Raw genomic sequence first — 6,336 nt, 5'->3', positions numbered from 1 at the left:
GTATTACAGTCACCTATCAATCGACTGATACACCGCTTTCGCGAGCAAGCCCGCTCCCACATTGGATAGCATTTCAAATGAAGACCCCGGTGCCCTGGGATCTTCCACACTTGATCAGGCGTCCAGCTCAGCCCAACGCTCCATCAGCGCATCCAGCTCGGCCTGCAACTGCTCCAACTGCGCGATCACCTTGGCGGTTTCGGCGGCAGGCCGCTGGTAGAAGCCGGCGTCAGCCATTTCGGCCTCCACTGCAGCGATCTGCTTTTCCTTCGCGTCGATGTCACCCGGCAGGGCTTCCAGCTCACGCTGCAGCTTGTAGCTGAGTTTCTTCTTCGCCTGGGCCGGGGCCGATGCGGCAGCCACCGGAGCGGGCTCAGCCTTGACCACGGCCGAGTTCAGGTCGGCCTTGCCGGACTTGCTCTCGGTCACGCCCAACAGACGCGGCGAACCGCCCTGGCGCAGCCAGTCCTGATAACCACCGACGTATTCGCGCACCTTGCCTTCGCCTTCGAATACCAGGGTGCTGGTAACTACGTTGTCGAGGAATGCCCGGTCGTGGCTGACCATCAGCACGGTGCCGTTGAAGGTCAACAGCACCTCCTCCAGCAATTCGAGGGTTTCCACGTCCAGGTCGTTGGTCGGCTCGTCCAGTACCAGCAGGTTCGCCGGCTTGCTGAACAATTTTGCCAGCAACAGGCGAGCGCGCTCACCGCCCGACAGCGCCTTGACCGGCGTGCGGGCACGCTGGGGGCTGAACAGGAAATCGCCGAGATAGCTCAGCACGTGCCGGCTCTGACCATCGATCTCGATGAAGTCACGGCCCTCGGCCACGTTGTCGATCACGGTCTTTTCCAGGTCCAGCTGATGGCGCAACTGGTCAAAATAGGCGACGTCGATCTTGGTGCCCTCTTCCACCTTGCCGCTGGTCGGCACCAGGCCACCGAGCATCAGCTTGAGCAACGTGGTCTTGCCGGTGCCGTTAGCGCCCAGCAGGCCGATGCGATCGCCTCGCTGCAGGACCATGGAGAAGTCCTTGACCAGAAATGGACCGTCCGGGTGAGCAAAGCTGACGTTCTCCAGGACCATCACCTGCTTGCCGGATTTTTCAGCGGTTTCCAGCTGGATATTGGCCTTGCCCGTGCGTTCGCGGCGTTCGCTGCGCTCGACGCGCAGCGCCTTGAGGGCACGCACGCGGCCTTCGTTACGGGTACGACGGGCCTTGATGCCCTGGCGGATCCAGACTTCTTCCTGGGCCAGGCGCTTGTCGAACAGCGCATTGGCGGTTTCTTCCGCCGCCAGCACCGCTTCCTTGTGCACCAGGAAGCTGGCGTAGTCGCCGTTCCAGTCGATCAGGCCGCCACGGTCCAGTTCAAGGATGCGGGTTGCCAGGTTTTGCAGGAAAGAACGGTCGTGAGTAATGAACAGTACCGCACCCTGGAAGTCCTTGAGGGCCTCTTCCAGCCAGGCGATGGCGCCAATATCCAAGTGGTTGGTCGGTTCGTCGAGCAACAGCAGGTCCGGCTCGGACACCAGGGCCTGGGCCAGCAGGACGCGACGACGCCAGCCACCGGACAACTCGGCGAGGGTCTTGTCGGCCGGCAACTGCAGGCGGCTCAGGGTGCTGTCGACCAGTTGCTGCAGACGCCAGCCATCACGGGCTTCGAGGTCCTGCTGAACATGCATCAGCTTGTCCAGGTCCGCGTCGGTGACGATGTTCTGGCTCAGGTGGTGGTACTCGGCCAGCAACGCGCCGACCCCGTCGAGGCCTTCGGCAACCACGTCGAACACCGTCCGCTCGTCGGCCACCGGCAGTTCCTGGGGCAATTCGCCGATCTTCAGGCCTGGCGCGCGCCAGACCGAGCCGTCATCGGGCTTCTGATCGCCCTTGACCAGCTTCATCATGCTGGACTTGCCAGTGCCGTTGCGGCCGATGATGCACACCCGCTCTCCACGGGCGATCTGCCAGGACACCTTGTCCAACAACGGCATAGCGCCGAAAGCAAGGGACACATCGCTGAATTTGAGCAGGGTCATGAGCTTCTCCAAAAACCGGGCGCGCATTCTACCCGAGATGAGACCTCAAGGGTCCGCCAATTTCGTCGCTCAAATGCTCTTTACACGTTCTGCATGACAAATGTTGCGAACTTGTGCCGACGGCCTTGCAAAGCTTTCGCCGGTTGCTGGCAAAAGGCTAAGCTACTGACAGTTACCCTGGGGTCGCCCTTGGGCTTGTCATGTTTTTTCTGCCCGGATGTCTCATGCGCAGTCGCCTTCTTAGTGTCTTGTCTTGTTTTTTTGTGTGTGCCACTGCCGTTCAAACCGCCCAGGCGGTGGATATTTCCACCCAACGCCAGTATTACGACGAGGCCAAGCGAGCCTTGGCCAAGGGTGATACCGGCCCCTATTTCCGCTACAGCCAGGCCCTGCGCGATTATCCGCTGGAACCGTATCTGGCCTACGACGAACTGACTGCTCGCCTCAAGAGCGCCAGCAATACCGAGATCGAGAAATTCCTCGCCGAGCATGGCGACCTGCCCCAGGCCAACTGGATGAAATTGCGCTGGCTGCGCTGGCTGTCCGAGCGCGGCGACTGGGATACCTTCGTCAAGTACTACGATCCCAAGCTCAATTTCACCGAACTGGACTGCCTCAACGCCCAGTACCAGCTCACCCACGGCCTGAAGGCCGAAGGCTATGCCAACACCGAAAAGCTCTGGCTCACCGGCAAGTCCCAGCCAGACGCCTGCGACACCTTGTTCGGCCTGTGGGCGGGCCAGGGCCAGTTGACCGAACAGAAACGCTGGGAGCGCGCCAAACTCGCGGCGCAGGCGCGCAACTACCCATTGGCCAACAGCCTGGTCAACGGCCTGACCACCCTCGCCCCCCGTGGCAAGCTGCTGGTGGACGTGGCGCAGAAACCCGAATTGCTCAACCAGCCCTCGCGCTTCCTGCCGGCCGATGAACCGATGTCCGATATTGTCAGCCTCGGCCTGCGCCGCCTGGCCCGCCAGGACCCGGACAAGGCCATGGCATTGCTGGACGGCTACGCCAGTACCATGCGCTTCTCCCGGGATGAGAAAGTCGCGATTGCCCGGGAAATCGGCCTGACCCTGGCCAAGCGCTTCGACAGCCGCGCCCTGGACGTGATGACCCAGTACGATCCGGAACTGAGGGACGATACCGTTTCGGAATGGCGCCTGCGCCTGCTGCTGCGCCTGGCCCGCTGGGATGACGCCTACCAGTTGACCCGGCGCCTGCCTGAGTCGCTCGCCAGCACCAACCGCTGGCGCTACTGGCAGGCCCGCACGCTCGAACTGGCACAACCGCAGAACCCGGAGGCGCTGACGCTTTACAAGCACCTGGCCCGTGAACGGGATTTCTATGGATTCCTGGCCGCCGACCGCTCCCAGTCACCGTACTCACTGATCAACAAGCCGCTGCCGATGAGCCAGGCGCTGATCAACAAAGTGCGTAACACCCCGGGCGTACGTCGAGCGCTGGAGTTTCATGCCCGTGGCGAGATCGTCGACGGACGTCGCGAGTGGTATCACGTCAGCCGGCATTTCAATCGCGATGAAATGGTCGCCCAGGCCAAGCTGGCCTACGACCTGAAGTGGTATTTCCCGGCGATCCGCACCATCAGCCAGGCCAAGTATTGGGACGACCTGGATATCCGCTTCCCGATGGCCCACCGCGACACGCTGGTGCGCGAAGCCAAGGTGCGTGGCCTGCATTCGAGCTGGGTATTCGCCATCACCCGCCAGGAAAGCGCCTTCATGGATGACGCCCGCTCCGGCGTCGGCGCCGCCGGCCTGATGCAGCTGATGCCCGGTACCGCCAAGGAAACCGCGCGCAAATTCAGCATCCCTCTGGCCTCGCCTCAGCAGGTGCTGGATCCGGACAAGAACATCCAGCTTGGCGCGGCCTACCTGAGCCAGGTCCATAGTCAGTTCAACGGCAACCGGGTCCTGGCCTCGGCCGCCTACAACGCCGGCCCCGGCCGCGTACGCCAATGGCTGCGCGGCGCCGACCACCTGAGCTTCGACGTTTGGGTCGAAAGCATTCCGTTCGACGAAACCCGCCAGTACGTGCAGAACGTGCTGTCGTACTCGGTGATCTACGGCCAGAAACTCAACTCGCCCCAACCGTTGGTGGACTGGCATGAGCGGTATTTTGATGACCAGTGAGCGCGGCAGCGGCCAGCGCTGAGCACAAGCGCCAAGCCAAAAAAATGCCCGTATCGAAAGATGCGGGCATTTTTTGGTCGGTTACCTGACCTTGTGGGAGCGGGCTTGCTCGCGAATGCAGTGTGCCAGTCAGCACATCCTCAACTGACATGCCGCATTCGCGAGCAAGCCCGCTCCCACAGATGTTGGTGTGTATAGGTTTCTAGCCGACGGCCGGTTCATGCCCCACATTGAACTGCAACGCCGCCAACCGCGCATACAGCGCATTGCTCGCCACCAGTTCCTGGTGGGTGCCCACGGCAACGACCTTACCCTGGTCCATCACCGCGATCCGGTCGGCGTTCTTTACCGTGGCCAGGCGGTGCGCGATGACCAGAGTGGTGCGGTTTTTCATCAGGTTGGGCAAGGCTTGCTGGATCAGGTGTTCGCTTTGCGCGTCCAGCGCGCTGGTGGCTTCGTCCAGCAGCAGGATCGGCGCGTCCACCAGCAGCGCCCGGGCGATGGCCAGGCGTTGGCGCTGGCCGCCGGACAAGCCGAGGCCACCGTCGCCCAGATGGGTCTGATAGCCGTCGGGCATCTTTTCAATGAAGTCATGGGCGTGGGCAATCTGCGCGGCTTCGCGTACTTGCTCGGAAGTCGCCTGCGGGTTGCCGTAGCGGATGTTCTCCTCCACCGTGCCGAAGAACAGCGCCGGGTTCTGCGAGACCAGGGCGAAATGACGGCGCAAGTCCAGCGGATCGAGCCGGGTCAGCGGCACGTCGTCGATGAGAATCCGCCCCTGCACCGGATCGTAGAAACGCAACAGCAGGTCATACACCGTGGATTTACCCGCGCCCGACGGCCCGACGAGCGCCAGGGTTTCCCCCGCATTGACGGTCAGGTCGAGACCATCCACTGCATAACTTTCCGGCCGCGACGGATAGGAAAAACGCAGGCCTTCGAGACGCAGTTCACCCCGGACCCGCTCCGGCAACGTCACCAGGCCCGAGGCAGGCGGCTGGATGATGTTCTCCGAGCGCAGCAATTCGGCGATGCGCTCTGCCGCGCCCGCCGCCCGTTGCAACTCGCCGATCACCTCGCTCAAGGTGCCGAAGGCACTGCCAACGATCAGGCTGTAGAACACAAACGCCGCCAGCTCACCGCCGGAAATCCGCCCGGCGATCACATCCATCCCGCCGACCCAGAGCATCACGCCCACCGCCCCCAGCACCAGCACAATCACCAGCGTGATCAGCCAGGCCCGCTGGGCGATGCGCTTGCGAGCGATGTCGAAAGCCTGCTCCACCGTCAGGGAAAAACGTTGTTCATCCTGGACCTGATGGTTGTAGGCCTGCACGGTCTTGATCTGGCCGAGGGTCTCGGCGACATAACTGCCGACATCGGCAACGCGGTCCTGGCTCAAGCGCGACAGGCTGCGTACCCGACGACCGAACAGCAGGATCGGCGCCAGCACCAGCGGCAAGGCAACCACCACGATACTGGTGAGCTTGGGGTTGGTGACGAACAGCAGCACGATACCGCCGACCACCATCAAGACATTACGCAGGAATAACGACAGCGACGAACCGATCACCGATTGCAGCAACGTCGTGTCGGCGGTCAGGCGCGACTGGATTTCCGAACTGCGGTTGTTTTCGTAGAAGCCCGGGTGCAGGTAGACCAGATGGTTGAACACCTGCCGACGGATATCGGCCACCACCCGCTCACCAATCCATGACACCAGGTAAAAGCGCGCAAAGGTTCCGATTGCCAACGCCAGCACCAACAGCATGAACAGACCGATGGACTGATTGAGCAGCTGCGGTGAGCGTGTCATGAACCCTTGGTCTACCAGCAGACGGATGCCCTGGCCCATGGACAGGGTAATGCCCGCGGTCACGATCAGCGCGAGCATGGCGCCGACGATCTGCTTGCGATAAGGGGCGATGAAGCCGCTGGCCAGACTTATGGCACGGCGATGGCGGGAAGAAAGCATCAGAAACGTCCGATAATGAAGCAGGAAAAGTCTGATTCGCCGAACCGAAGCGCGACGGAACCATGTGAAATCAGAATGAGTCAGGTTAAATATGACCGCAACGACTAGCGGCTAGATGTTATCGGTCTAAAGTCTGGCTGGAAACGCGACTGTGTTTCTGATTGAGTGAAGGTG

General features: G+C 61.9%; 3 protein-coding genes. 1 reads left to right on the top strand and 2 read right to left on the bottom strand.

What is annotated here, in order from left to right; all coding sequences use genetic code 11:
- Positions 1 to 114: 114 nt before the first annotated feature.
- Positions 115 to 2,034, bottom strand: a complete 1,920-nt coding sequence (locus tag RGM2987_RS06630) for an ATP-binding cassette domain-containing protein (protein WP_245139316.1) — start codon at positions 2,032 to 2,034, stop codon at positions 115 to 117.
- Positions 2,035 to 2,258: 224 nt separating this feature from the next.
- Here RGM2987_RS06630 and RGM2987_RS06625 point away from each other — a divergent pair, with 224 nt between their 5' ends.
- Positions 2,259 to 4,187, top strand: a complete 1,929-nt coding sequence (locus RGM2987_RS06625) for a transglycosylase SLT domain-containing protein (RefSeq protein WP_245139315.1) — start codon at positions 2,259 to 2,261, stop codon at positions 4,185 to 4,187.
- A 202-nt stretch (positions 4,188 to 4,389) separates the two neighbouring features.
- Here the strand turns inward: RGM2987_RS06625 and RGM2987_RS06620 are convergent, their stop codons facing one another.
- Positions 4,390 to 6,162 (bottom strand): ABC transporter transmembrane domain-containing protein, encoded by a 1,773-nt coding sequence (locus RGM2987_RS06620; RefSeq protein WP_245139314.1) that lies wholly within the window; start codon positions 6,160 to 6,162, stop codon positions 4,390 to 4,392.
- Positions 6,163 to 6,336: the final 174 nt, after the last annotated feature.

The sequence above is a fragment of the Pseudomonas sp. RGM2987 genome, assembly GCF_022952855.1.
Lineage (GTDB): Bacteria > Pseudomonadota > Gammaproteobacteria > Pseudomonadales > Pseudomonadaceae > Aquipseudomonas.
Note: the sequence above shows the minus strand (reverse complement) of the source record. Positions and strands in the feature narration are given on the sequence as shown.

Excerpts from the sequence above, each read along its gene's own strand:
- RGM2987_RS06630 (WP_245139316.1), bottom strand. The coding sequence starts at position 2,034 with ATGACCCTGCTCAAATTCAGCGATGTGTCCCTTGCTTTCGGCGCTATG.
- RGM2987_RS06625 (WP_245139315.1), top strand. The coding sequence starts at position 2,259 with ATGCGCAGTCGCCTTCTTAGTGTCTTGTCTTGTTTTTTTGTGTGTGCC.
- RGM2987_RS06620 (WP_245139314.1), bottom strand. The coding sequence starts at position 6,162 with ATGCTTTCTTCCCGCCATCGCCGTGCCATAAGTCTGGCCAGCGGCTTC.